Consider the following 24,957-nt stretch of genomic DNA (forward strand, 5'->3'; position numbering starts at 1 on the left):
CGCATGACCCAGGTACGCCTCGACGAAGCGGTGACCTCGGCTCCCGGACCACAGCGCAAGTCCATTGTGGAGCGACTATTCGAACTACGCGCTCGCGACACCAGCGTAGGCCGGGAAGTACGCGGCGGCGTGACCACGTTCGTCGCGATGGCCTACATCGTTTTGCTCAACCCGCTCATCCTCGGCGCCTCCGCCGACATCACCGGCGCGAAACTCAGCGCCGCGCAAGTGACGACGGCGACCGCGCTGGCCGCCGCCGTGATGACTGTCCTCATGGGACTCGTCGGCAACGCGCCGCTCGCGCTCGCCGCCGGTCTCGGCATCAACGGCATCGTCGCGTTCCAGATGGCGCCTGCGATGACGTGGGCGCAGGCGTTCGGGCTGGTAGTGCTCGAAGGCGTCTGCATTGTGCTGATGGCGGTCAGCGGGGTCCGGGAACGCATCATGAACGCGATTCCCGGACCGCTGAAAACCGCGATCACCGTCGGCATCGGCTTGTACATCGCGCTGGTCGGCCTGGTGAGCGCCGGGTTCGTCACGCGGACCCCGGACGCGGCGCATTCGACCGTCCCAGTGCGGCTCGGGCTCGACGGGCATCTCGACGGCTGGCCGATCGCGGTGTTCTGCTTCGGCCTGCTGCTGATGACCGTGCTGATGTCGCGGAAGGTGCCCGGCGCGGTGCTGATCAGCATCGCCGCCGCCACCGTGCTCGCGGTGGTGCTGCACGACGGATTCGGGGTCGGCGAATGGGGTTTGACGACTCCGACGCTGCCGCATTCCGTGGTCGCCGCTCCCGATTTCGGGCTGCTAGGGCACGTCGATTTGTTCGGCGGATTCGCCAAGGCGGGTGCGCTGACCGCGACGATCTTCCTGTTCACGCTGGTGCTGTCCGGGTTCTTCGACGCGATGGGCACGATTACCAGCGTGTCGGCCGAGGCCGGGCTGTCGAAGAACGGCCGGGTGCCGCGGATGGGCCGGATCCTGTTCGTGGACGGGGCCGGGGCGATCGCGGGCGGGATGTCCGGCTCGTCGCCGAACACCGTGTTCCTGGAGTCCGCGGCCGGCGTCGGGGAGGGCGCGCGGACCGGGCTGGCGAGTGTCGTGACCGGACTGCTGTTCGGGGCGACGCTGCTGTTCACGCCGATCGCGGGCATCGTGCCGGCGCAGGCCGCCGCGCCCGCGCTCGTGGTGATCGGCGGGATGATGGTGGCGCAGTGCCGCAATATCCCTTGGCACGATCCGGATTACACGATCCCGGTGTTCCTCACCGTCGCGCTCATTCCGTTCACCTACTCCATCACCAACGGCGTCGGCGCGGGCCTCATCGCGTTCGTGCTGATCAAGACCTTCCGCGGGAAGTGGCGTGAAGCAGGGTGGATCCTCACCGTGCTCGCGCTCGTGTTCACCGTCTATTTCGGAATCGACGTGGTGAAGGCGATCCTCTAAAAAGAAAGGGACCACCATGCCTCTGATGTTCCTCAACGGCGGCGCGATGCGCGGCGAACCTCTGCACCATCTGCTCGACGGCGCTCCGCTGGTGGCCGAAACGACCACGGCCGCGAAGTACCGGTTCTATTCGGTAGGCGGGCAGTGCCCGGCGCTGGTCCCGGTAGCGCACGGCGGCGCGGCGATCTCCGGCGAGGTGTACGACCTCACGCTGGACCAGCTGCGCGACCGGGTGCTCCCGTCCGAACCGCCGGAACTGGAGCTGGGCGTGATCGAGCTGGCCGACGGCAGTTCGGCGTTCGCGATGCTGCTGCGGCGGCCGCAGACCTCGCACGTGCAGCTGCGGGACATCACGGAAATCGGCGACTGGCGAGCGTTCAAGGCCGCGGCGTGACGGTTCTGGTCGCTCCGGACAAGTTCAAGGGCTCGCTCACCGCGGCGGAGGTCGCGGAGGTGGTGGCCGCGGCGTTCGCCGAGGTCGCGCCGGGCGAGCCGGTGCGGCAGCTGCCGGTGGCGGACGGCGGCGACGGGACAGTCGCCGCCGCTGTCGCGGCCGGGTTCCAGCGGATTCCGGTGCGGGTTTCCGGGCCGACCGGCCGCCGGATCACCGCGTACTACGCGCTGCGCGGGACGGTCGCCGTGGTCGAGCTGGCGGAGGCGTCCGGCCTCCACCGGCTGCCCGGCGGCCGGCTGGAACCGCTGACCGCGTCGAGCTACGGCACGGGCGAGCTGATCGCGGCCGCCCGTGCCGCCGGGGCGACGCAGATCGTGCTCGGGGTCGGCGGCAGTGCCTGCACCGACGGCGGAGCCGGATTGCTGACCGCGTTGGGCGCGCGATTGCTCGACGCTTCCGGCGCGCCGCTTCCGCCGGGCGGCGCCGCGTTGACCGAGTTGTCCACAGTGGATCTGTCCGGACTGCCCGAAGTGGACATTGTCCTGGCGTCCGATGTGGATAACCCGTTGCTGGGTGTGGATGGCGCCGCCGCGGTGTACGGGCCGCAGAAGGGCGCCGGTCCGTCCGAGATCGCGTTGCTGGAACGCGGGCTCGCTCGGTGGGCCGAAGTTGTGGGCTCCGCGCACGCCACCACCCCGGGCGCTGGCGCGGCAGGCGGCGTCGGGTTCGGTGTGCTCACCGGACTCGGCGCTCGCATTCGGCCGGGGATCGAGTTGTTGTTGGAGCTGCTGGGTTTCCCGGCCGCGGCTCGCGACGCCCGGCTCGTCATCACCGGCGAAGGATCGCTGGATACCCAGTCGCTGCACGGAAAAGCGCCAGTGGGCGTTCTCCGTGCAGCGGGCGGTACGCCGGTTGTCGCGTTGGCCGGGCGGTGTCTGCTGTCCGCGCCGGAATGGCGGGAAGCGGGCTTCGCCGGGGTGTACGCGCTGACCGACGTGGAGCCGGACGAGTACCGGTGCGTCGCCGAGGCTCGGTCGCTGCTGCGGGACCGGGCCGCGCAGCTGGCTCGGGATTTCAGCCGAGCAATACCTGCCTGACGTGGTCGGACAGGGGGAGTCCGGCCGCGTCCGCGGGGGTCAGCCAGCGGTGGTCGTCGTGTTCGGCCGGGTTGAGCTGAAGGTCGCCGAGGAATTCCGGATGCGCGTCGTAGTAGGCGGCGTGCACGGTGAACGGTTTGCCGGTGCGGTCCGGCCAGGATTGGCGGGCCCGTTCGCGCGCGAGCCGTACTCGCAGTCCGGTTTCCTCGGCGACTTCCCGTACCGCGGTGGTCTCCGGGGCTTCGCCGGGTTCGACGGTGCCGCCGGGGAATTCCCAATGCCCGCCGAGGAAAGTGCCTGGAGCGCGGCGGATCAGCAGCACGGTGTCGCCGCGGGGGAGCAGGACGTAGGCGAGATGTTTGTCGTTCACGGCGCACCTCCGTTGGATACGAGGACCTGACCGTTTACCCAGCCGCCTTCCGGACCGCAGAGGAACGCGACGAGACTCGCGCAGTCGCGTGGGGTGCCGATCCGGCCAAGGGGATTGTGTTGTGCGAACGCTTCGCGGTGGGCTTCGGGGATCCAGCCGGTGTCGGTCGGGCCGGGGTTCACCGCGTTCGCTGTGATGCCGAGATGGCCGAGTTCCCCAGCCGCGGCGAGAGTGATCCGGTCGAGCGCGCCTTTGCTTGCCCCGTACGGCAGGTTGTGCACCACATGGTCGCTGGTCAGCGTGACGATCCGGCCCGCGCCGTGCGGTCCGCGGTAGCGTTGGGCGAACTCCCGGATCAGCAGCCAGCTCGCGCGGGCGTTCACCGCGAAGTGCCGGTCGAAACTGTCCACTGTGGTGTCGAGCAGGCTGGAATCCACGGACTCGCAGTGGGCTAGCACCAGTGCTTGCACGTCGTCGTCGATCTGGTCGAACAGCCTCGCCGGGGTTTCCGGGTCGGCTAGGTCGGCTTCGATGCCCTGGACGGTTTCGTCGGCGCCCCACGGCATTCGGCGGTCGTAGTCGGACCAGTAGGTGGTGACGACATGCCAGCCGTCTTCCTGCAGCCGGGTCGCGATGGCGGCGCCTATTCCTGCTTTCCTGCCGACTCCGGTGACCAGGGCGGTTTTCTTATTCTTCAATGGCGCCGTCTTTCGCGCGGAGGTGCTGGCGGAAGGTGTAGGACGGGTCGGTTTCCCGGCGGGACAGGAATTCGCTGAACCGGACCTGTTCGCGGAGGGGGACGCCGTCGCGGATCTTCGCGGCTTGCCGGTGTTCGGCTTCGCGGATGGATTCGGCCAGCCGGAAGACCTCTTCGGCTTGGGCGGCTGGAACGAAGAGAACACCGTCGTCGTCGCCGAAGACCAGGTCGTCGGTGGTCACGGTCCATTCGCCGACGGTGGCGGATTCGAGGGCGTTCGCGGCGCGGTCGTTGAGGTGCAAGGGTCCGGTGGAGAGGGAGCCGAGACTGAATACCGGGAGGCCGATTGCGCGGAGTTCGGCGGTGTCGCGGTGCAGCCCCCAGATGACGATCCCGCTGAGTCCGGCCGCCGCGACTTCGGCCGTGATGAGATCGCCGACACAACTCTCGTCCAGCCGGCCCCGGTTGTCGGCCACCAGGACGTCGCCGGGGCTGGCGGCGGTGATCGCTTCCAGGAAGACGTCGACGCTGCCCGCGTGCCTGGCTGGCAGGACCCGCCCGGAGAGCTTCTGGCCTGGGATGACGGACCTGGTCCCGGCTGGGGCGCACCGCACGGTCAGGCGGGCGCGCAGGCAGCCGTCGGCCAGGTGGGCGGTGGTCAGGGTGGCGAAACGTTCGGTGAGTTCGGTGTGGTTCATGCTCCCGCCCTTCGTGCGAATTGCTGTCACGCTAGCGGGAATCCGCGCTGCGGGGTGCCGGGTTTTCGACGCTGGCTTGGCGGAGCGGGGAGCCGGGCAGATCAGCTGAGCGCCGGAGTTTCGGTCGCCAGTTCCTCCTGGTCGGCCGCCCACGATGCCAACAGGGCCAGGCCGTCCGCGGCGGCCGTGCCGGCGGGAGCGGTGTAGATGTTGAGGAGCAGGCCGGGGTCGGTGGGCAGGTCCATCGATTCGACGTCGAGGTCGAGACGACCCACGACCGGATGGTGCAGGCGTTTGCGTCCGGACCGGTGGAGCCGGACGTCCTGGGAGGCCCACCGCTGCCGGAACAGTTCGCTGCGGGTGGACAACTCGCCGACCAGGGCGATCAGCTCGTCGTCGTGCGGATTGCGGCCTGCTTCCATGCGCAGTTTCGCGGCCACGTCGCGGGCGACGCGGTCGTAGTCGACGAAGAACGTTCTCGCCGCGTCGGGATCCAGGTACACGAACCGCGCGGTGTTCGCCGGTCGCCGCGGGTCGGCCAGCACCGGCGCATACAGCGCACGGGCAAGGCGATTCGTGGCCAGCACGTCGTACCGGCCGTTGCAGATCCACGCCGGGGCGTCGGTGACGGCGGCGAGCACTTGCTGAAGCGCCGGACGCACCGTCACGGCTGGACGCCGACGGCGGGCACCACCCGGTGTCTTGGACTGCCGCGCGAGGTGGAACAGGTGGTCGCGCTCGGCCTCGTCGAGCTGCAGGGCCGAGGACACCGCGTCGAGCACGCTGTCGGAGGCCCCGGCGAGGCTGCCGCGTTCCATGCGCACGTAGTAGTCGACCGAGACCCCGGCCAGCAGCGCGACCTCTTCGCGGCGCAGGCCTTTGACCCGGCGGTTGCCGCCGTAGGCAGGCAGCCCGGCCCGCTCAGGGGTGATGCGCGCACGACGCGAGCTCAGAAACTCCTTGATCTCGCTGCGCAGATCGATCATGGCCACCCTTTCACGGTAAGCCCTGCCCCGCGGCCGGAGGGAGGCCCTGCCAGTACCCCGTTAGGTGCCCGAGGCGGTGGTGGCGGTGCCGCCGTCGACCGGGACGATGGCACCGGTCAGGTAGGACCCGGCTCGGCTGGCGAGGAATACGGCGACGCCTGCCATGTCGTCGTCGCGGCCGAGCCGGCGCAGCGGTGCTTTCGCTGCGATCGTGTCGCCGATGGCGTCGATGGTGGCCGCCATCATCTGTGACGGGAACACGCCGGGGGCTACCGCGTTCACGGTGATGTGTTGTGGGCCCAGTTCCCTGGCGAGCACCCTGGTGAGTTGGTGGAGTGCGGCTTTGCTGCTGGCGTAGGAGTAGTTGGGCGCCTCGGCGACGTGGATGGCGGCGATGCTGCCGATGTTGATGATCCGGGCGGGGTCGTCGGCGGTGCCTGCCTTGCGCAGTGCCGGGAGCAGGGCTTGCACCAGCCAGAACGGCGATTTGAGGTTGAGGTCGAGGACGGCGTCCCAGGCTTCGGTCGGGAACGTCTCCAGCGGCTCGCGTCGCATCGCTCCCGCGTTGTTGACGAGGATGTCCAGGCGGTCCGAGCTGGCGGTGACCAGGTTGGCGAGGCGCTGGCACTCGTCGTGCTTGGACAGATCGGCGGGAATGGCTTGGACGTCGCCGAATTCGGACAGTTGACGCTCTGCCTCGGCGCATGCGTCTGCTGTGCGTGAGCTGACAATGACGCGGGCGCCTGCTTGCAGGAGGCCGCGCGCGATCATCATCCCGATGCCTCTGGTGCCGCCAGTGACGAGTGCGCATTTCCCGCTCAGGTCGAACAGGTCTGAGTGAGTGTCCGCCATGGGTCTTCGTTCCTTTGCTGTGGAAGCAGGTACGGACACAGGCTGACGGGATTTCTGGACGTCCGGGAGACCCTGGCGAGACCGGCACTGCGAGACCTCCCCTTGCCTGGCACCGGACATTCCGAATGATCCGGACATGGCTTGAGAGTGTTCATTTCCGGCGAATCGGGCAGTCATTACCACGCGCTTTGGCGGCTATGTCCGGCTTCTTCCGTTCTTTGGTTGAAGTCCTGGTGAATTCCCGGGTAGGCGACGTTCTCGACCAGGGTTTCTTCACTTTCCGCACGCATAATTCCGTCCCGGTAGCCCGAACGTGTGAGTGGAGGAAAGAGTGCCGGGGTCTGTGCGTGCCCGCTGGATCGGCGGTGGGGTCGCGATCGCGGTCGCCGCGGCGGGGATCGCGTTCGCGGTCTGGCCCGACGGGGCTTCGGCGCAGGATCCGGAGATCCAGATCTCCCGGTCGGCGTGCGGGCAGGGCTGGGCGGATCCGCGAGCAGGGGTGCAGACCTTTCGCCTGCACAACACCGGAACCGTGACCGCCGAGGTGGATTTGATCGACCCGGCGACCGGGGTGGTCTACGGCGAGGTCGAGGGACTGGGCAGCGGGACGACCCGGCCGATGCAGGTCACGCTCGGCAATGGAGGTTACGCATTCCGTTGTCTCCCTGAGGATTCGTCGGCGATTGTCGGACCGACCGTCACGGTGAGCGGCGGTGCCGAACGTGGTCCGGGCGTCGCGCCGGTGACGCAGAACGATCTGCTCGGGCCGTTGAAGTCCTATCAAGCCCATGTGACGCAAGGGCTTGGCCAATTGGCCGCCGACGTCGGCAAGGTGAAGGACGCCATTCGCGCCAATGATCGCGGCGCGAGTCAGAGCGCTTGGCTCGTCGCGCATCTCGACTACGAACGACTCGGCGCGGCCTATAACGCCTTCGGCGACTCGGACAAAGCCATCAACGGCACCGCCGCCGGCCTGCCCGACGGAATCAAGAGCCCGGACTTCACCGGGTTCCATCGGCTCGAATCCGGCTTGTGGCACAACGAAGACCTCGCCGCCCTCGCACCGGTGGCCGAGCAGTTGGACAGCGACGTGCAGAAACTCCGCAAGTCCTTTGCGGACAGTCAGGTCGATCCGAACGACCTCGGTCTGCGCGCGCACGAGATCGTGGAGAACACCCTGCAATTCGAACTGACCGCCCGCACCGATTACGGAAGCGGCACCAACCTCGCCACCGCTCGCGCGAACCTCGACGGGACCCAGGCGGTCCTCGATGTGCTGCGTCCGGTTCTCGCTCCGCGCTATCGGGGACTGTCCAAGGTGGACAGCTGGATGAAGCGCACCAAGGCCACGCTCGACAGTGTCAAGAAGCCGGACAGTTCGTGGACGCCGGTCGGCCAGTTGTCCGCGTCGCAGCGGCAGAAGCTCAATGCCGACGTCAGCGAGTTGACCGAGTTGCTGGCGCCGATCGCCGCGATCGCGGAGCCGAGGAGGGTCTCGTGACGACGGAGTCCTCTCGCCGGTCCTTCCTAGCCACCGCTCGGGCGAACCTCGACGGGGCGCAGGCGGTTCTCGCTCCGCGTTATCCGGGACTGTCCAAGGTGGACAGCTGGATAAAACGCACCAAGGCCACGCTCGACAGTGCCAAGAAGCCGGACGACTCGTGGACGCCGGTCAGCCAGCTGTCCGCGTCGCAGCGGCAGAAGCTCAATGCCGACGTCAGCGAGTTGACCGAGTTGCTCGCGCCGATCGCCGCGATCGCGGAGCCGAGGAGGGTCTCGTGACGGCGGAGTCCTCTCGCCGGTCCTTCCTGCGTCGTACGGTCGTCGGCGCGGGGATTACCGCGGCTGCCGGAATGGGGGTGGCGGCCAGCGCGAGCGAAGAACCCAAAACCGTTCCCTTCCACGGTCCCAGGCAGGCGGCGATTCTCCGGCAGCCGCCGGCGCAGAGCGTGATCGCGTCCTTCGACGTGGTCGCCGAGAATCGTGCCGAGTTGACGCAGTTGTTCCAGGAAATCACCGACCGCGCGCGGTTTCTCACGAACGGCGGTGCTCCGGCCGCGCTCGGGATTACCGCCCCGCCCGCCGATTCCGGGGTGCTCGGCCCGGTCGTGCCGCAGAGCGATCTTGGCGTGATCGTAGGCGTCGGATCGTCCCTTTTCGACGGACGGTACGGGTTGGCCGAACGCAAGCCCAAGAAGCTCAAGCCGATGACCATGTTCCCCAACGACGCGCTCGACGCCCCGCAATGCCATGGCGACCTGTCGCTCACGTTGTCCGCGAGCGACACCGACACCGTGCTGCACGCGCTGCGCGACCTGACCCGTGCGACGCGCGGCGGCATGCAGCTGCGCTGGAAGATCAACGGCTTCAGTTCACCGTCCAGGCCGTCCGGCACGCCGCGCAATCTGATGGGGTTCAAGGACGGCACCGCGAATCCGGGCGGGTCCGAAATGGACCGGCTGGTGTGGGTGTCCGGGGCGGGCGAGCCCGCGTGGACGGCTGGCGGCAGTTACCAGGTGATCCGGCTGATCCGGATGCTGGTCGAGTTCTGGGACCGGGTCTCGATCACCGAGCAGGAGAACATGTTCGGCCGCCGCCGGGACACCGGCGCGCCGCTGGACGGCGCGTCCGAACAGGACGAACCCCGGTACACCGACGATCCGATCGGCACCGTCATCCCGCTCACCAGCCACATCCGCAAGGCGAATCCGCGCACCCCGCAGACCGACGGGCAGCGGATCCTGCGCCGCGCGGTCAACTACGACCGCGGGGTCGACGCCAACGGCAACCTCGACATGGGTCTCGTCTTCACCTGCTACCAGCAGGACCTCGAGCGCCAGTTCGAGGCGGTGCAGAAACGGCTGATCGACGAACCGCTCGTCGACTACATCTCCCCGTTCGGCGGCGGCTACTTCTTCGCGCTGCCCGGCGTCACCGGTCCCGGCGACCACTTCGGCCGGGCGCTCCTCGCCTGAGGCGCGCCCCGATCCCCACCCCGCGAAACCAGGAGGAATCCTCAGTGGACACAGCATTCGGCAGGCGGCGCCGTCGCCTGCTCGGTGCGGGCGCGCTCGTCTCGGCGGCCGTGCTCGCGATCGTCACCGGGTCCGCGGCCTCGTCCGCGCAGGCCCAGCCGCTGCACCCGCTGCCGGCGTCGTGGCTGCCGACGCTCACCCCGATCAAGCACGTCGTGGTGATCTTTGGCGAGAACATCTCGTTCGACCACTACTTCGGCACCTACCCGAAGGCCACCAACGAGAACGGCACCCCGTTCCAGGCCGCGAAGAACACGCCGAAGGTCAACGGCCTCGACGAGAAGCTGCTGACGCGGAACCCGAACGCCTACAACCCGAAGCGGCTCGGTCCGGACCAGGCGCTCACCTGCGACCAGAACCACAGCTACGGCGCCGAGCAGGCCGCGTTCAACGGCGGCAAGATGGACAAGTTCGTCGAGAAGACCGAGACCGACAAGTGCACCGGCCAGCCGGTCCTGTTCGGCGAGCCGGGTCTGGTCATGGACTACTACGACGGCAACACCGTCACCGGCATGTGGAACTACGCGCAGCACTACTCGATGAGCGACAACTCGTTCAACACCGTCTTCGGCCCGTCCACCCCGGGCGCGATCAACCTGATCTCCGGGCAGACGCACGGGATCCAGGCGGTCGACCCGGTCACGCACGAGCCGAAGAGCGACCCGTATGTCGTCGCGTCGCCGGACCAGGACGGCGTCGGCACCGTGATCAACGACCCGGACCCGGCGTGGGACGACTGTTCGGACAAGAACCACACCGCGAAGGACAACCTGGGTGCGATGCAGGGCCGCAACGTCGGCGACCTGCTGAACGACCGGCACGTCACGTGGGGCTGGTTCCAGGGCGGCTTCAAGCCGACCGGCACCCAGAACGGCTACGCGGTCTGCGGGCAGAAGCACGCGAACGTCGGCAATCAGTCCTCCGTGGACTACAGCCCGCACCACCAGCCGTTCCAGTACTACAAGTCCACTTCGAACCCGCACCACCTGCCGCCGTCCTCGGTGCAGGCGATCGGGCAGACCGACCAGGCCAACCACCAGTACGACACGAGCGATTTCGACGCCGCGCTCAAGGCCGGTTCGATGCCCGCGGTGAGCTTCCTGAAGGCGCCGGAGTACCAGGACGGGCACGCGGGCTATTCCGACCCGCTCGACGAACAGCATTTCGTCGTGGACGAGATCAACAAGATCCAGCAGTCGCCGGAGTGGCGTTCGACCGCGATCGTGCTCGCCTACGACGACTCCGACGGCTGGTACGACCACGAGAACCCGAAGATCGTCAACGGTTCGCAGGACGCGTCGCAGGACCAGGCCGTGTGCACCGGAAAGCCGGCCGGGCTCGGCGGGCACGCCGACCGCTGCGGCTACGGCCCGCGGCTGCCGCTGCTGGTCGTCTCGCCCTACAGCAAGGTGAACTACGTCGACCACACCCGGACCGACCAGACCTCGGTGCTGAAGTTCATCGAGGACAACTGGTTCTCCGGCCGGGTCGGGAACGGCTCGTTCGACACTCGCGCGGGCGGACTCTGGAACATGTTCAACTTCTGGTGGCCGCAGGCGGGCAAGCTTCCGCTCGACCCGCGCACGGGTGCGCCCGCCGGGCGGAACTAGCTCGCGTTTTCTCCTCGCACCGCCGAAGGCCATCGGGTTTCGACCCGGTGGCCTTCGGTCGTTTCGGAGCCGCTCTTCCGTCCGCTCAGCGGGAAACCGCGTGCGAATACCGCGATACTGGAAATTTTCCAGTGCACCGGAACTGTGCGCGGCGTCGCGGATTGGGCGCCGAAGGTGTTCGGGAACCGGCCGGGAAAGCACGGGCGGCGGAACCGGAATGGAGTCGCGCTGCGCGTACCGTCACTCGACACGATAGGGTAATCGCAGGCACATCCTGTAGAAGGTGAAGGAACGCGAATCATGGCGCAAAAAGTCCATGTCGAGATGGTGGACGACATCGACGGCAGCATCGCCGAACAGACCGTCCCGTTCAGTCTTGACGGCGTGAGCTACGAGATCGACCTGTCCGAAGACAACGCTGCCGCACTTCGGGAAGAGCTGGCCCGCTACGTCGCCGCCTCGCGCCGGGTCGGCGGCCGCAAGGTCCGGATGGCCGCCGGGCAGTCCCCGCGGCCGGCTTCGACCGCCGCGGACCGCGAGCGCAACAAGGCGATGCGCGAGTGGGCCGAGAACAACGGTTTCACCGTGTCCGACCGGGGCCGGCTCCCGGCGGAGATCGTGAAGGCGTACGAGGAGCGCGACACCGAGGCTCCGGCCAAGCCGGCTCGCAAGCGCGCGACGCGCAAGAAGGCCAGCGCCTGAGCGTTCTTTTCGGCAGCTGTGCCGCGGGGGCCGCGGCAGTTGATCAGCGGTGCGGGCGCCGCCGGGAATCCCGGCGGCGCCCTTCTGGCTTGCCAGGGGAAATAGCGCGTTCCCCCGGCCTCGACGCGATACCGAGGTCCGTGAAGGGCTCCTTGAAGGAATCAGATTCCCGCAAGGAGCCCTTCACGGACCACTTCGGGAACGGAGCCGGTGCTGGGAAAGAGCCGCGTCGACCGCTTCGGGGAATCGATTTCCCGGCGTTAAGACTTGCCGAGTCCGAGCAGCGTGTCCAGATCGATCTTGCCGCCCGCGGCGTCGCGGATCGCGCGCATCGCTTCGGCCGACGCGAGTTGTTCCCCGTGCTGGTCGGCGTGCGCGCGCAGCAGATTCCCGATGTGCCGTTCCGGGACTGTCCACGTGGGCCAGCGGCGGCGGGCGATCGTGGCGAGTTCGGCGAAGTCCGGCGTGCCCGCGCTGGCGGTCGCGTCGAGCAGCCAGTGCAGATACGTGCGCAGCACCGCGACCGGGAAACTGCCCGGATGGCTGAGCCCGCCGTGCCCGGGCACGAACGTGCGGACGTCCGGGAACATTTTGTCGAGCCAGTCCAATGCGGTCAGCCAGCCCGGGATCGAACCGTGCACGGCGAACGGCGTCGACCCGACCGACAGCAGATCGCCGGTGAAGAGCGTGCCGGTGCGCGGTTCGAACAGCACGAGGTCGCCGTCGGTGTGCGCGGTCCCAGGGAATGGGACGACTTCCACGACGACGCCGCCGAGGTCCACCTCGACCGGTTCGATCACCGCGTGCACCGCCTCGGGCCGCGGCGCCTCGAGCTTGCCCCAGTTCGCGCAGGCGAAGATCTCCTCGTCGCACTGCGGTCCGGACCGGATGATCGGCACCGCGGTGGGCGCGGCGAGGATCCGGCCGCCGTTGCGCAGCGCGACCCCGGCCCCGTTGTGGTGGGTGCCGTGCGCGTGGGTCAGCACGAGCGTGAGCGGCATTTCGACGGTCGAGTACTTGCGGACGTCGCTGACCAGGTCGAGCGTGTCGCGTTCGGTGCCGCAGGTGTCGACGAGCAGAACGCCTTCCCGGCCCCGGATCCAGCCGCAATTGGACACCATCCAGTCGCTCGGGCTGCGCACGTAAGCGACGACGCTCGGGTCGGAATACCGGAGCGGGACGATATTGCGCCTGATGACGGGCATGGGATCCCCTCGTTGGCCACCGGACGGGAAATGATCACCGGAATGGTATAGACCAAGTCACCTGCTGTCAGCGGGGTGGAGACCACGCTCACGCGCGGGGTCTCTCGCCTGTCCCGTTCCGTCCAGCTTCGCGCGCATCGTTGCCCCCGGCTCCGTCGGTGCCCGACAGCGTATACCCCGAGGCCACGGTTTTCTCGATGGTCCACAGAGGACTGGTTTAGGGGTTGCTCACGTCCGGTAGCCGGTGAATACCGGCAGTGAGGCCGGCCGCGCCCAGCGCCACGGATTTCGCCCCGTGCCGGGAGAGCCGGATCGCCACCGGTTCCCCGGACAGCAGCGGCTGTTCCGCCAGCGCTTCCCGCAGCGGTTTCTCCAGGAGTGCCCAGGACCGGACCACCGAGCCGCCGAGCACGCAGGTCGCGAGGCCGAGCAGCCCGGCCGCGTGCGCGATCGCCTGGCCGAGGAACCGGCCCGCGTCGGTGAACACCGCTTGAGCGGCTCGATCCCCGGCGAGCGCTTCCCCGGCGATCGCTTCCGCGGTGCGGGTCCGGCCGGTCGCTTCGGCATAACGGCGGGCCAAGGCGCGTCCGGACGCGTACGCCTCGAGATGTCCGATCTGCCCGCAGGTGCAGAGTTCCTCCCCGTAGCGGCCGACGTGCCCGATCTCGCCGGCCCCGGTCGCGCCGCCGTACAGCAGCCGCCCGTCGACGAACAGCGCGCCGCCGACCCCGGTGCCGACCGCGACGCCGAGCACGTTCCGCTCGCCCGGCAGCAATTCGCCGAGCAGGAAGCCGTCCACGTCGTTGACGGTGCGCACCGGCACCCCGCCGAGCCGGGCGGACAGCTCGGCGTTGACCGGCGTGCCCGCCCATCCGGTGAACGAATCCCCGGTGACCAGCACTGTTCCGGTCACTGGGTCGACAACGCCCGCCGCTCCGACGCCGACCCCGGCGAGCGCCGCGTGGTCCGGCACCAGCGAGCTGATCAGCTCCGCCGCGCGGTCGAGGATCGCCGCGCCGCCCCGGTGCGACTGCGACGGGGCGGACGCCGAACCCAGTTCCCTGCCTTCCTCGTCGCACACCACCACCAGGGTTTTCGTCCCGCCGATGTCGACTCCGGCCCGCAATCCGGTCACGCCGCGGGGTCCGCGCCGGCCAGCGCCTCGCGCCGGCTCCGCTGCAACTGCGGATCCGGCACCGGCGAGGACAGCAGCAACGCCTGCGTGTACGGGTGTTCCGGGGTGCGCAGCACCGTTTCCGCCGGGCCTTCCTCCACCAGTTCGCCCGCGCGCAGCACCGCAACCCGGTCGCACAGGCTGTCCACCACCGCGAGGTCGTGGCTCACGAACAGGCAGCCGAAGCCGAACTCGCGATGCAGCCGCCGGAACACCTCCAGCACCGCTGCCTGCACGGATACGTCCAGCGCGCTCGTCGGTTCGTCGGCGATCAGCAGCTTCGGGCCCAGCACGAGGGCGCGGGCGAGGCTCACGCGCTGCCGTTGCCCGCCGGACAGCTCGTGCCCGTACCTGCCCAGCAAGCTTTCCGGCAGCTCCACCGCGTCGAGGAGCTCGCGCACCCGTCGCTGCCGCTCGCCGCGACCGGCAGAGGTGTGGACCACCAGCGGTTCGGCGACGGTCTGCGCGACCGTCATCCGTGGGTCGAGCGACGACGCCGGGTCCTGGAACACCGCGCCGATCTGCCGCCGGACCGCCCGCGCCGAGCGGCCGGTGCCTTTCGGCAGCGGTCCGCCGAGCACTTCGACGGTGCCGGATTTCGGCGTGACCAGCCCCAGCGCACAGTTCCCGAGTGTCGTTTTCCCGGAACCGGATTCGCCGACCAGTCCGACAATCTCACCGGCTGAGACGGACAGGGAAACGTCGTTCACCACCTGGCGTCCGCCGTACTCGACCACCACGTTCGACAGCGCGAGCACCGGCTTCCGGGTTTCCCCGGCCGCCGGTTCGTGCGCGAACGAACCCAGTTGCGGAACCGCGGCCAGCAGTTCCCGGGTGTAATCCGCCTTCGGCGACGAGAACAGTTCCGTCGCCGGGGCTTCTTCGACGAGCTTGCCGTTCCGCAGGACCGCGACGCGATCCGCGACATCGGCGACGACGCCCATGTTGTGCGTGATCAGCAGCGTCGCAGTGCCCTCGTGTTCGCGGATGTCGCGCAGCAGGTCGAGAATCTGCTGCTGCACCGTGACGTCGAGCGCCGTGGTCGGCTCGTCCGCGATGATCAATTGAGGCCCGGCGGCGAGTGCGATCGCGATCATCACGCGCTGCCGCAGACCGCCGGACAGTTCATGCGGGTACTGCTTCAGCCGCGCGGCCGGTTCCGGGACGCCGACGCGGTCGAGCAGTTCGGCGCACCGGTCGTAGTAGCGGCGGTGGCGCAGTTTCTCCGGGTCGTGGTTGCGGATCGCCTCGGCCAGCTGGAAACCGATGGTCCGCAACGGGTTCAGCGCGGTCATCGGTTCCTGGAACACCATCCCGGCGGCCGGGCCGCGCAGTTTCCGCAGGTCCTCGCCGCGCAGATCGAGGACGTTCTGCCCGGCCAGCTCGATCGACCCGGTGATCCGCGCCGAACCCGGCAGCAGTCCGAGCACCGCGAGCGCGGCCGTGCTCTTGCCGGAACCGGACTCGCCGACCACCGCCACGATCTCGCCGGGCGCGACCGAAAGGCTCAGCCCGTCGACCGCCGCCGCACCGCCGGAATAGGATACCCGCAGGTCGCGGATGTCCAGCACTGCTTCGCTCATCGTCGCCCCTTCACCGCGAACGCGTCGCGCAGCCCGTCGCCGAGGAAGTTGATCGCGCACACCACCACGACGATCGCGATGCCCGGCGGCAGGATCAGCCACCACGCGCCGTCGAAGGTGTAGGTAATTCCTTTGGAGAGCATGGCTCCCCAGTCGGTGTCCGGCGCCGGAACGCCGAGGCCGAGGAAGCTGACGTACGCCACGAGCAGGATCGCGTCGGCGATCTGGAACGTCGCGTTCACCACCACGGTGCCGATCGCGTTCGGGATGATGTGCCGGAACACCACGCGCGTGCGGCTCGCGCCCAGCACGGTGATCGCCCGGATGTAGTCGCGTTCGCGCAGGCTCACCGTTTCCGCGCGCATCAGCCGCGCGGGCACCAGCCACGACACCGCGCCGATCAGCAGCGCCAGCACGCCGACGCTCGGCGTCACCAGCGTCGCGGCCACCAGCAGCAGGAACAGCGCCGGGATCGCGACGCCCGTGTCGACGATCCGCATCAGCACGGTGTCCAGCCAGCCGCCGGTGTACCCGGCGACCGCGCCCCACACCGCGCCGATCGCGGTCGCGATGAGCCCGGCGAGCACGCCGATGATCAGCGACGTCCGTCCGGCGACCATGAGCCTGCCGAGCACGTCGTACCCGAGGTCGTCGGTGCCGAGCAGATGTCCGCCGCCCGGTCCGAGGCGCGCCGAAGCGAGGTCGGTGTGCGACTGGTCGGTGCCGTAGAACACCGGTCCGAGGAAACAGAACGCCACGACAAGCAGCAGCAGGACCGCGCCCACGACCGCGGATTTGCGGGCAAACAGCCGCGAAAGGACAGTCACGACCGCGCTCCCTTCACCCGCACCCGCGGGTCGATCGCCAGCTGGACCAGGTCCGCGAGCAGGGAGCCGAGCACGGTCGCCACGGCGATCACGAGCACGACGCCCAGCAGCACCGGGAAATCGGCGGTGCGGGTCGCGGTCCAGAACAGCAGGCCGATGCCGGGGTAGTTGAACATCGATTCGACGACCAGCGAACCGCCGAACACCACCGGCACGTAATAACCGAGCATGGAGACCACCGAGGTCAGCGAGTTCGGCCAGACGTGCCGCCAGATGATCGTGCGCTCCGGCGTTCCCTTGGCCCGCGCGGTGCGCACGAAGTCCTCGGACAGGCTGTCCAGAGTGGACGCTCGCATGTACCGGCTGAACGCGGCGAGCGCGGCTCCGGTCCCGGCGAGCACCGGCAGCACCAGCGCACCTGGCTGGGACAGCAGTTCGCCGATCGTCTCGCCCTGTGCGGCCTGCGCCGGGAACCACGGCAGGACCTGCGCGAACAGGATGATCAGCACCAGCGACAGGAAGAACACCGGCGTCGCGTAGAGCACGAAGGTGATCGCCGTGGTGAGCACGTCCGCGGTACGGCCGCGGCGGACCGCTTGCCACACGCCGAGCGGCAGCGCGACGAGGATCGCGAGCGCGGTGGACAACACGGTGAGCAGCAGGGTTTTCGGCATCCGCTCGGCGAGCAGGGTGCTCACCGGCGAGTTCTGCGTGTACGACTCGCCGAGGTCGCCCTGCAGGAGCCGCAGCAGGTAATCCCAGTACTGCACCGGAAGCGGCTGGTCGAAGCCCTGTGCGTGGTTGAACGCGGCGATCTGCGCCTCGGTGGCCTTCACGCCGAGTACGCCGCGGGCCGGGCCACCGGGCAGCAAATGCAGCAGCACGAACGTCACCACGGTGACCAGCAGCACGACCACGACGGCCAGTACGAGCCGGCGGAGGATGTAGCGCGTCATGTCCTCACCTCGTCCAGAACCAGCGTTGCGGGAGCAGCCCGGCCATCGGGTCCTGGGTCACGCCGTGCAGCGCGGTGTCGATCGCCGACACCTGGTACGGCGGATTCGGCAGCCACAGCACCGGAAGCTGCTCGGCCAGATAAGCGCTGTACTCGAGCATCGCCCGGTTGTCCGACGCCAGGTTGGTGGCCGCGATCAGCTTGTCCGCCTTCGGATCGGTGTAGCCGCCGAAGTTCGTGCCCGCGCCGGTCGCGAACAGCTCCTCGCCGCTCGGGTTCGCCGGGAAGTACCAGCTGCCCTGCGTGCCGAAGTAGGACAGCTGCCAGCTGCACGACGGGTCCTCCGGTTTGCACGTGGTTCCGTTGGCCAGCACGGTGTTCAGCGGCTGCGCGTTGATCTTCATCTCGATGCCGGCCTTCGACAGCTGCGAGCGCAGTTCCTGCATGGTGCCGTCGGTTTCGTCGGAACCGGACTCGGTCAGCATGGTCAGCGACAGCCGGGTGCCTTCGGCGATGCCCTCGCCGCATTTCGCCGGGTCCGCGCAGAGGAGGACGCCGTCGGAACCGGGTTTCCAGCCGTGGTCGGCGAGCAGCTGCCTCGACTTGTTCAGGTCGAACGGGTACGGATTGGTCTTTTGCTTGGGCGACAGGTACTTCGTGTCGTTGTCCTGCGGCACCGGGCCGTAGCCGACGCGCGCGGCGCCACGCCAGATCACCGAGGTGATGGCGTCCTGGTCCACCGCGTGCTGGATCGCCTGCCGCACGTACAGCTGGGAGAACACCTTGCCCAGCTTCGGATTATTGAAGTTGTACGGCGAATACGTGATGGACCAGCCGTTCCACGGTTCGACCCGGTAGCCCTGCTCCTCCAGCTTCGAGCGCTGGCCGAGGTTCGACGTCGGCAGGTACCCGTAGTCGAGGCCACCGGCGCGGAGCACGTTGTACTCCGCCGACGGACTGGTGAAGGTCAGGAACCGGACAGTGTCGAGCTTCGCCGGATCCGGTCCAGTGTACTTCGGGTTCTTGCGCAGCGTCACCTCGCCGGACGTGCTGAACCCGGCCAGCGTGAACTGTCCGTTCACGACCTTCCACAGTGGATTCGTCGCGTACGTGCCGAGTTGTTTCGCTTGGCTGACCAGGAAATCGAAGACCTGTTTCGCGCCGTCCGGGGTGCGGTCGTGGTCGCCGACCGGACCCGCGGCGCTCGTGCGGTCCCACGCGTGCGGCATCGGGACGATCAGGCTGAGCTGATTGGCGGTGAACCAGTCCGGGTTGTATGCCTTGTCCAGAGTGAACGTGAAGGTGCGGTCGTCCACGGCGTGGAAGCCGACAATGCTGTCCGGGATCGAGCCCTTCGAGTACTTGCCCCACTTGTCCTTGCCCGCGCGGGCGAGGTTGAGCCAGAACTCGACGTCGCGGCTGGTCAGCGGCTCGCCGGTGGACCAGGTCAGCGGCTTGAGCGTGATGGTCACGGTCTTGCCGTCGGGGGAGTAGCTCGGCACGTTCGCGGCGCTCGCGGCGTCGTCGAGGGTGACCGAGCCGGAACTGCCGTCGTAGCTGTACAGCGGCACGTACATGGTCGACCGGATCATGCCGTTGTACGACCCGCCGTAGCCGGGGAGCGAAAGCGGCATGATCCAGTTCGGCGTCGCCGACGGGGGCAGCGCGAACCGCACGGTCCCGCCGGTTTTCGGGGTGCCGGAACCGCCGCCGTGCGGTTCCCGGCTCGCCGCGCAGCCGGACAGCGCCAGCGCGGCGGCGAGCGTGACCCCGAGCGCGGCGCGCCACGGGCGTCGAGCCATTCGCATCACTTCCAACAACTCTGATGAAAGACCAGTGCCAGGTGCTATGCCGCGTCCTGGCTGTCGGGTAATCTTGCACGCGAGACGGGAATTGCCAAGAGTCCTTTCGCACAGTTTAGTTACATCAATGGTGATGAAAGAGGTGACGCGGTGGATCCGGCCGGACCGCTGCGGGTGTTGTGGCTGGTCGCGCACGGCCACGCGAGGTCGCGCATGGACCTGGCGCGTGCGCTGGGCTTGCCGCAATCGACGGTGTCGGTGCGCACGCAGGCGCTGATGTCCGCCGGCGTGCTGAGCGAATCCGGCGAGGGCCGGTCCGCGGGCGGGCGGCGGCCGAAGCTGCTGTCGGTCAACACGGAGTTCGGCCATGTCTGGGGCGCCGACGTCGGCTCCCGGCACGTGCGGATCGGCGCGCTCGACATCGCGGGCAACCTCCTGGAAGTGCACGAGCGTCCGCTGGACATCAGCCAGGAGCCGCGAGAGCTGGTCGCCGGGCTCGCCGCCGCGGTGCGCGATGTGATGGCGGGCGCGGATTGCCCGGGCCGTGCGCTCGGTCTCGGCGTCGCGTTCCCGGGTCCGGTGGATGTCGACGCGGGCACCATCACGCTGCCGTCACGGATGCCCGGCTGGCGCGGGTTCGCGGTACGGGACGCGCTGGCGGAGCACTTCGAGCTGCCGGTGTTCGTGGACAACGACGCGAACCTGCTGGCGTTGGGCGAATCCGTGGCCGGCGCGCCCGGCCGGACGTTGCTGGTGGTGAAGGCCGGTACCGGCATCGGGTCCGGAATAGTGCTGGGCGGCGAGCTTTACCGCGGCCGGGCCGGAGTCGCGGGCGACATCAGCCACGTGCGCGTGCCCGCCGCCGAGGACCGGCCGTGCACCTGTGGGAACCGCGGCTGTCTGGAAGTGGTGGCCAGCGGCGCCGCGCTCGTCGCGCAGTTGCGGGCGCAGGGTTTGAAGCTGGAGACCACCGCGCAGGTGATGGCCACCGCGGAAGACGGACATCCCGAAGCGACCACGGCCGTGCGGCGCGCCGGGCTGCGGCTCGGCGAGGTGCTGGCCACGGTGGTCAACTTCAGCAACCCGGACGAGGTGCTGCTCGGCGGCGCGCTGTCCGGTTCGGAAGCGTTCGTCGCGGCCGTGCGCGGTGCGTTGTACGAACGGTGCCTTCCCTTGGCTACCAGGGAACTGCGGATCGACCGGGTGCGGTTCGGTGCGGACGCGGGACTCTGCGGCGCGGGCGCGCTCGCGCTGGACGCGGTGTTCGAGCAAGCGATCAAACGGAGTGGACGATGAAGAAGCTGCGGGTCGGGATCACCGGAATCGCCATCGAATCGAGCACCTTCTCGCCGCATCGGTCCACAGTGGACGATTTCCGGGTGCTGCGCGGGGACGATCTGCTTGGCCGCTACGACTTTCTCGACGCGGACTGGGCGGCCGAGGTGGAATGGGTCCCGCTGATGGACGCGCGGTCGCTCCCGGGCGGTGCGGTCACCGAGGAGGCTTATGCCGAACTGTCCGGGGAAATCCTGGACCGGCTGCGTTCGGCGGGTGAGCTGGACGGGCTGTTCTTCGACATCCACGGCGCGATGAGTGTCGTCGGACGGTCCGACGTGGAGGCTTCGCTCGCACAGGAGATCCGTTCGATCCTCGGTCCGGACGTGCTGGTGTCGGCGTCGATGGACTTGCACGGCAACGTTTCTCGGGAACTCGTCACCGCGCTGGACCTGATCACCTGCTACCGGATGGCTCCGCACGAGGACGCGTGGGAGACCCGCGAACGTGCCGCGCGGAACCTGGTGTCGCGGTTGCGGTCCGGCGGTCGGCCGAAGAAGGCATGGGTGCAGGTTCCGGTTCTGCTGCCGGGGGAGAAGACCAGCACCCGGCTCGAACCGGCGAAGAGCGTTTACGCGGCAGTGGATTCCGTCGAAGCGCTGGACGGAGTTCTGGACGCGGCGATTTGGGTCGGCTACGCGTGGGCGGACGAACCGCGCTGCCAGGCCGCGGTGGTAGTGATGGGCGACGACGTTCCGTTGATCACGAAGGAAGCCGAGCGACTGGCTCAGTCCTATTGGGACGCTCGCCACGACTTCGCTTTCGTCGCCCCGACCGGCACCCTGCCGGAATGCCTCACGCAGGCGGTCGCTTCGACCTCGAGGCCGTTCTTCATCAGTGATTCCGGGGACAACCCGACCGCCGGCGGTGCCGGGGACACTTCGTGGAGCCTCGACGTCCTGCTGAATACATCGGCCATTGTGGACTCTTCGCTGAGCACTTTGTACGCGGCCATTGTGGACCCCGAAGCCGTCGCTACGGCGGTCGAAGCCGGCGTCGGTGCGACGATTTCGGTTGAACTGGGCGGAAAAGTCGACTCCGGACCGCACGGCCCGGTCTCGCTCACCGCACAGGTGGCCGCGATCGACGCCGACGACCCGGTCGCCGGAACCGCGGTGGCGCTGGCCGTCGGCGGCCTTCGGGTGATCGTGACCGCCCGCCGCAAGCCGTACCACCTCGAATCCGACTTCCACGCGCTCGGCCTGCGCCCGCGCGAGGCGGACGTGGTGATCGTGAAGATCGGCTACCTCGAACCGGAGCTGTACGACATGGCCGCGGACTGGCTGCTGGCCCTCACCCCCGGCGGCGTCGACCAGAACCTGCTCCGGCTCGGCCACTCCGGCATCGTCCGCCCGATGTTCCCCTTTGACGCCGACATGGCGGCCCCCTCGCTCACCCCAGAGGTCTTCTAAACACTCTCGGTAGCCAGCGCCGAGGCGGTCAGTAACTCGCCTCGGCGCTGACCTGTGTTTCCCTCTGCTGGCTTGACAGGCAGGCATTTGCCTGCCTTACTGTAAGTGTGCAACCTGACCTGGACAAAGTGTTCAAGGCGCTGGCGGATCCGACCCGCCGGTACCTGCTCGACCAGCTGCGCGAGGACAACGGGCAGACGCTGGGCGAGCTGTGCCGCCGGCTGGAGATGGCGCGGCAGTCCGCGACCCAGCACCTCGCCGTGCTGGAGGCGGCGAATCTGGTGAGCAGCGTGCGCCGCGGCCGGGAAAAGCTGCACTACCTGAATCCGGTGCCGCTGCACGAGATGCAGGAGCGGTGGGTGGACCGGTTCGAGCAGCCGCGGCTGCGGATGCTCAGTGCCGTCAAACGTCGAGCAGAGGAAGCCATGAAGCCGAGTTTTGTGTACGTGACCTACATTCAGAGCACGCCGGAGCAGGTGTGGCACGCGCTCACCGACCCCGACCTGACCGGGCAGTACTGGGGCCACCGCAACGAATCCGATTTCAAGCAGGGTTCGCGCTGGGCGCACGTGCGGACCGACGGGTCCGGGATCGCCGACGTCGAGGGCGAGGTGATCGAGTCGGTCCCGCCGAAGCGCCTGGTCACCACCTGGTACGACCCGAACGGCCCGAAGGACCAGGAGCCGTCCCGCGCGACGTTCGACATCGAACAGCACGAGGGCATCGTCCGGCTGACCGTGACGCACGAGGACCTGCCCGACGAGAAGGCGCACCAGGACGTGTCCGGCGGATGGGCGGCCGTGCTGTCGAACCTGAAGTCGCTGCTGGAGACCGGGCACGTGCTGCCGCAGGCGCCATGGGAGATGCCGTGACCGGCGCGCGGGAATAGACCCGCCGGCAGGTTTGTTGGGGCCTTGTGAGCGCCGGTTTTTTCGACGGCAGTCGCTCACGAGGCCCCTCTTCGCGTGCAGTGCCAGTTGTGCGGCCGGAACCGATGCGCTACTCTCGGCGCATACCCCAGGAAGTCGGCCCCGCCGCCCCGGGGTTCCGCCCTCTTCGTCAGCGTGAGTCAACGCGACGTGAATCGGCGTCTTTCCCGAAGCCCGTCGCCTGACCCGCTTCGTCTCATCCGGCGGTCCGCATTTCCGCGTCGACTGTCACTGCTCAAGGAGCCACAAACCATGACACAGCAAGGAATTCTCGATATCCACGGCAAGACCGCCACCCTGGGCTACGCCCCCGGAGGCCCGTCCGTGCCGCTGTCCCTGATCCGCACGCACAGCCTGCGCCGCGGCGACGAACTCGTCCTCGACGACGGCGAACTCGTCTCGGTCAACGGCCGTCCGCCCGGAGAACGCCGTCCCGATTTCGACCAGCTCACCCCCGTTCACCCGGATCAGCGACTGGTCCTCGAAACCAGCAGGCACCAGCTCACCACGCGCGTCCTGGACCTGGTCGCCCCGCTGGGCAAAGGCCAGCGTGCGTTGATCGTCGCCCCGCCGCGCACCGGAAAAACCACTGTGCTGCAAGCGATCGCGCAAGCGGTCGCGGTCAACCACCCCGAGGCGCACCTCATGGTGCTGCTCGCCGACGAACGCCCCGAAGAAGTCACGGACATGACCCGCTCGGTGCAAGGCGAGGTCGTAGCGTCCACTTTCGACCGCAAGCCCGCCGAACACACCGCCGTCGCCGAACTGGCTCTGGAACGCGCGAAACGCCTGGTCGAAACCGGCCGAGACGTCGTGCTGCTGCTGGATTCCCTGACCCGCCTGGGCCGCGCGTACAACTTGGCAGCCCGCACCTCAGGCCGAATCCTGTCCGGCGGCGTCGACGCCAGCGCACTGCACCCGATGAAGAAAATCCTAGGCGCGGCAAGGAACATCGAAGGCGGCGGCTCGCTCACGATCATCGCCACCGCACTGGTCGGCACGGGTTCTTTGGCGGACACGGTGTTCTTCGAGGAACTGAAAAGCACCGGCAACTCGGAACTCCGCCTGGACCGCATGCTCGCCGACCACCGCGTTTTCCCCGCGGTAGATTTCTTCGGCTCCGGCACTCGCCGCGACGAGCTGATCGTCCCGCCGCAGGAACTGGCCGTGATGAACGAGGTGCGCCGCGCACTGTCCACACAGGACCCTAAGCGGGCCGCGGAACAGTTTCTGGAACAGGTCCGCACGACGAAGTCCAACGCGGAATTCATCGCCCGGGTGAACGCTTCCCTGGCTGTTCCGACTACTGCGGCCGCCTGAGTTGGAGACCGAACGCCTCCGGCTCACCCCGATCGGCCCGGCTCTCGCCGACGAGCTGTACCGGCTTCACTTGGATCCTGGCATCGCCCGCTGGTACGGCCAATGGACCCGCGCCGACGCGGAAGCCCGTGCCGCGGAGATCGGCCGAAGCTGGCAACGCGACGGCGTGGGCAAATGGCTGGCATACCACCGAGAATCGGGAGAACTCCTCGGCCGAGGCGGACTGTCCTATCAGGACGTCGACGGCGCGCGACGGCTGGAAATCGGCTGGGCGGTGCGCGAGGAGCGCTGGGGAAACGGCTATGCGACCGAGATCGGCCTCGCTGGCCTGGCCCGCGCACGAGACCTCGGCGCAGCGGAAGTCGTCGCCTTCACCGAGGTGTACAACGCCCGTTCCCGCGCGGTGATGGAACGGCTCGGCTTCGCTTACCGCCACGATTTCCCGCACCGAGGCGAGCCCTTCGCGCTCTACGCAATCTCCTTCGGCAGCCCCGCCTAGAAAACGGCGAACCATCCTCAGTCGTGAGC

The 24,957-nt window shown here is 68.5% G+C and carries 24 protein-coding genes; 13 read left to right on the forward strand and 11 right to left on the reverse strand.

All coding sequences use genetic code 11. From position 1 onward, the window contains the following. Positions 1-3 precede the first annotated feature (3 nt). Genes WA670_RS10830 through WA670_RS10840 form a run of 3 tightly spaced genes read left to right on the forward strand, consistent with a single transcriptional unit; the run spans position 4 to position 2,937 of the window. Entirely contained in the window at positions 4-1,446 is a 1,443-nt protein-coding gene (locus WA670_RS10830; RefSeq protein WP_037815158.1) for an NCS2 family permease, read from the forward strand. Between the two features lie 16 nt (positions 1,447-1,462). Then, positions 1,463-1,840 carry an allophanate hydrolase-related protein gene (locus WA670_RS10835; RefSeq protein ID WP_009082380.1) on the forward strand — a complete coding sequence of 126 codons (378 nt, stop codon included), beginning with the start codon at positions 1,463-1,465 and terminating at the stop codon, positions 1,838-1,840. Beyond that, positions 1,837-2,937, forward strand: a complete 1,101-nt coding sequence (locus WA670_RS10840) for a glycerate kinase (protein ID WP_134729869.1) — start codon at positions 1,837-1,839, stop codon at positions 2,935-2,937. The genes WA670_RS10835 and WA670_RS10840 overlap by 4 nt, the downstream gene beginning before the upstream one ends. On the opposite strand, the gene WA670_RS10845 is transcribed toward WA670_RS10840, so the two are convergent. The 5 genes from WA670_RS10845 to WA670_RS10865 form a co-directional block, all read right to left on the reverse strand. Next, entirely contained in the window at positions 2,915-3,307 is a 393-nt protein-coding gene (locus WA670_RS10845) for an NUDIX hydrolase (RefSeq protein ID WP_134729867.1), read from the reverse strand. The genes WA670_RS10840 and WA670_RS10845 overlap by 23 nt on opposite strands. Continuing rightward, a complete protein-coding gene (locus WA670_RS10850; protein WP_134729865.1) occupies positions 3,304-4,005 on the reverse strand; it encodes an SDR family oxidoreductase in 702 nt (233 codons plus the stop codon). The genes WA670_RS10845 and WA670_RS10850 overlap by 4 nt, the downstream gene beginning before the upstream one ends. Beyond that, entirely contained in the window at positions 3,995-4,702 is a 708-nt protein-coding gene (locus WA670_RS10855) for an RraA family protein (protein ID WP_134729863.1), read from the reverse strand. The genes WA670_RS10850 and WA670_RS10855 overlap by 11 nt, the downstream gene beginning before the upstream one ends. A gap of 101 nt (positions 4,703-4,803) precedes the next feature. Next, positions 4,804-5,694, reverse strand: a complete 891-nt coding sequence (locus WA670_RS10860) for a helix-turn-helix transcriptional regulator (RefSeq protein WP_134729861.1) — start codon at positions 5,692-5,694, stop codon at positions 4,804-4,806. Positions 5,695-5,748: 54 nt separating this feature from the next. After that, positions 5,749-6,540 (reverse strand): SDR family oxidoreductase, encoded by a 792-nt coding sequence (locus WA670_RS10865; protein ID WP_336157609.1) that lies wholly within the window; start codon positions 6,538-6,540, stop codon positions 5,749-5,751. A gap of 331 nt (positions 6,541-6,871) precedes the next feature. On the opposite strand from WA670_RS10865, the gene WA670_RS10870 reads away from it, so the two are divergent. The 5 genes from WA670_RS10870 (at position 6,872) to WA670_RS10890 (ending at position 11,887) form a co-directional block, all read left to right on the forward strand. Further along, on the forward strand, positions 6,872-8,041 hold the full coding sequence (locus WA670_RS10870) for an EfeM/EfeO family lipoprotein (protein ID WP_336157610.1): 1,170 nt from the start codon (positions 6,872-6,874) through the stop codon (positions 8,039-8,041). Continuing rightward, positions 8,038-8,322: a hypothetical protein gene (locus WA670_RS10875; protein WP_336157611.1), complete on the forward strand. Its 285-nt coding sequence runs from the start codon at positions 8,038-8,040 to the stop codon at positions 8,320-8,322. Before WA670_RS10870 ends, WA670_RS10875 begins: the two co-directional genes overlap by 4 nt. Next, positions 8,319-9,515, forward strand: coding sequence for a Dyp-type peroxidase (locus tag WA670_RS10880; protein ID WP_336157612.1), 1,197 nt, complete (start codon positions 8,319-8,321; stop codon positions 9,513-9,515). The genes WA670_RS10875 and WA670_RS10880 overlap by 4 nt, the downstream gene beginning before the upstream one ends. A 44-nt stretch (positions 9,516-9,559) precedes the next feature. Then, complete coding sequence (locus WA670_RS10885) at positions 9,560-11,185, forward strand: phospholipase C (RefSeq protein WP_336157613.1); 1,626 nt, start codon at positions 9,560-9,562, stop codon at positions 11,183-11,185. A gap of 300 nt (positions 11,186-11,485) precedes the next feature. Further along, positions 11,486-11,887 carry a histone-like nucleoid-structuring protein Lsr2 gene (locus tag WA670_RS10890; protein ID WP_037815144.1) on the forward strand — a complete coding sequence of 134 codons (402 nt, stop codon included), beginning with the start codon at positions 11,486-11,488 and terminating at the stop codon, positions 11,885-11,887. A gap of 260 nt (positions 11,888-12,147) precedes the next feature. On the opposite strand, the gene WA670_RS10895 is transcribed toward WA670_RS10890, so the two are convergent. From WA670_RS10895 to WA670_RS10920, 6 genes are all read right to left on the reverse strand, one after another. Next, entirely contained in the window at positions 12,148-13,092 is a 945-nt protein-coding gene (locus tag WA670_RS10895) for an MBL fold metallo-hydrolase (RefSeq protein ID WP_336157614.1), read from the reverse strand. Positions 13,093-13,309: 217 nt separating this feature from the next. Next, complete coding sequence (locus tag WA670_RS10900) at positions 13,310-14,227, reverse strand: ROK family protein (protein ID WP_134729854.1); 918 nt, start codon at positions 14,225-14,227, stop codon at positions 13,310-13,312. After that, positions 14,224-15,849: an ABC transporter ATP-binding protein gene (locus WA670_RS10905; protein WP_336157615.1), complete on the reverse strand. Its 1,626-nt coding sequence runs from the start codon at positions 15,847-15,849 to the stop codon at positions 14,224-14,226. The genes WA670_RS10900 and WA670_RS10905 overlap by 4 nt, the downstream gene beginning before the upstream one ends. Beyond that, entirely contained in the window at positions 15,846-16,676 is an 831-nt protein-coding gene (locus tag WA670_RS10910) for an ABC transporter permease (protein ID WP_037815136.1), read from the reverse strand. The genes WA670_RS10905 and WA670_RS10910 overlap by 4 nt, the downstream gene beginning before the upstream one ends. Next, positions 16,673-17,632 (reverse strand): ABC transporter permease, encoded by a 960-nt coding sequence (locus WA670_RS10915; protein WP_037815134.1) that lies wholly within the window; start codon positions 17,630-17,632, stop codon positions 16,673-16,675. The genes WA670_RS10910 and WA670_RS10915 overlap by 4 nt, the downstream gene beginning before the upstream one ends. 4 nt (positions 17,633-17,636) lie before the next feature. Beyond that, complete coding sequence (locus tag WA670_RS10920; protein ID WP_336157616.1) at positions 17,637-19,433, reverse strand: peptide ABC transporter substrate-binding protein; 1,797 nt, start codon at positions 19,431-19,433, stop codon at positions 17,637-17,639. Positions 19,434-19,583: 150 nt separating this feature from the next. On the opposite strand from WA670_RS10920, the gene WA670_RS10925 reads away from it, so the two are divergent. The 5 genes from WA670_RS10925 (at position 19,584) to WA670_RS10945 (ending at position 24,928) form a co-directional block, all read left to right on the forward strand. Then, positions 19,584-20,729 (forward strand): ROK family transcriptional regulator, encoded by a 1,146-nt coding sequence (locus WA670_RS10925; protein ID WP_037815131.1) that lies wholly within the window; start codon positions 19,584-19,586, stop codon positions 20,727-20,729. Beyond that, positions 20,726-22,180 carry a M81 family metallopeptidase gene (locus WA670_RS10930; RefSeq protein WP_336157617.1) on the forward strand — a complete coding sequence of 485 codons (1,455 nt, stop codon included), beginning with the start codon at positions 20,726-20,728 and terminating at the stop codon, positions 22,178-22,180. Before WA670_RS10925 ends, WA670_RS10930 begins: the two co-directional genes overlap by 4 nt. A 107-nt stretch (positions 22,181-22,287) precedes the next feature. After that, positions 22,288-23,052: an ArsR/SmtB family transcription factor gene (locus tag WA670_RS10935; protein WP_336157618.1), complete on the forward strand. Its 765-nt coding sequence runs from the start codon at positions 22,288-22,290 to the stop codon at positions 23,050-23,052. A gap of 309 nt (positions 23,053-23,361) precedes the next feature. After that, positions 23,362-24,429: a transcription termination factor Rho gene (gene rho, locus WA670_RS10940; protein WP_037815127.1), complete on the forward strand. Its 1,068-nt coding sequence runs from the start codon at positions 23,362-23,364 to the stop codon at positions 24,427-24,429. 1 nt (position 24,430) lies between these two features. Further along, complete coding sequence (locus WA670_RS10945) at positions 24,431-24,928, forward strand: GNAT family N-acetyltransferase (RefSeq protein ID WP_037815125.1); 498 nt, start codon at positions 24,431-24,433, stop codon at positions 24,926-24,928. Positions 24,929-24,957 lie beyond the last annotated feature (29 nt).

The organism is Amycolatopsis sp. VC5-11 (assembly GCF_037034185.1).
GTDB lineage: Bacteria > Actinomycetota > Actinomycetes > Mycobacteriales > Pseudonocardiaceae > Amycolatopsis > Amycolatopsis nivea.

Coding starts and splice junctions, on each gene's coding strand:
- WA670_RS10830 (WP_037815158.1), top strand. CDS start 4: ATGACCCAGGTACGCCTCGACGAAGCGGTGACCTCGGCTCCCGGACCA.
- WA670_RS10920 (WP_336157616.1), bottom strand. CDS start 19,433: ATGGCTCGACGCCCGTGGCGCGCCGCGCTCGGGGTCACGCTCGCCGCC.
- WA670_RS10890 (WP_037815144.1), top strand. CDS start 11,486: ATGGCGCAAAAAGTCCATGTCGAGATGGTGGACGACATCGACGGCAGC.
- WA670_RS10915 (WP_037815134.1), bottom strand. CDS start 17,632: ATGACGCGCTACATCCTCCGCCGGCTCGTACTGGCCGTCGTGGTCGTG.
- WA670_RS10855 (WP_134729863.1), bottom strand. CDS start 4,702: ATGAACCACACCGAACTCACCGAACGTTTCGCCACCCTGACCACCGCC.
- WA670_RS10930 (WP_336157617.1), top strand. CDS start 20,726: ATGAAGAAGCTGCGGGTCGGGATCACCGGAATCGCCATCGAATCGAGC.
- WA670_RS10895 (WP_336157614.1), bottom strand. CDS start 13,092: ATGCCCGTCATCAGGCGCAATATCGTCCCGCTCCGGTATTCCGACCCG.
- rho (WP_037815127.1), top strand. CDS start 23,362: ATGACACAGCAAGGAATTCTCGATATCCACGGCAAGACCGCCACCCTG.
- WA670_RS10865 (WP_336157609.1), bottom strand. CDS start 6,540: ATGGCGGACACTCACTCAGACCTGTTCGACCTGAGCGGGAAATGCGCA.
- WA670_RS10835 (WP_009082380.1), top strand. CDS start 1,463: ATGCCTCTGATGTTCCTCAACGGCGGCGCGATGCGCGGCGAACCTCTG.
- WA670_RS10905 (WP_336157615.1), bottom strand. CDS start 15,849: ATGAGCGAAGCAGTGCTGGACATCCGCGACCTGCGGGTATCCTATTCC.